General features: G+C 40.2%; 1 protein-coding gene. It reads left to right on the top strand.

Translation table 11 applies throughout. The features are described from left to right. Nucleotides 1–115: 115 nt before the first annotated feature. A partial coding sequence (locus ACYVRA_RS08860) for a hypothetical protein (protein WP_461252348.1) occupies nucleotides 116–453 on the top strand: 338 nt, incomplete at its 3' end.

Raw genomic sequence — 453 nt, 5'->3', positions numbered from 1 at the left:
CACAAATTTCTGCTATGGACATCGCAGGTTAGGCTTGTCTCTTATACACATCTGATGTGTATAAGAGACAGGCATAACCGCAAAAGAAGAAATAAAAGCCGCAAAAGAGTTTGGAATGCAGGTTTTGGTTATAGACCACCACAGACCCTCTGGAGAAGGCTTGCCAGAGGCAGATGCCATTTTAGACCCTTTTTTGGAAGGCTGCGAGTACCCAAATAAATGTTTATGCGCAGCGGGAGTTGCTTATAAATTTTTATATGCACTTTATCAAAAAACAAGCACGCCTTTGAGCGATTTGGAAAAATATTTGCCTTTGGTTTCGCTTGGCACTTTGGCAGATATTGTTCCCTTGAATGCGGAGAATCTCTTTTTAGTTAGAAAGGGAATGGGTAAATTCTCAAATTCCGATCGCCTTTCAATTCAAGTTTTATACGAAAAACTTGGCACAGATAA

This window comes from Treponema sp. R8-4-B8 (assembly GCF_054786175.1).
Note: the sequence above shows the minus strand (reverse complement) of the source record. Positions and strands in the feature narration are given on the sequence as shown.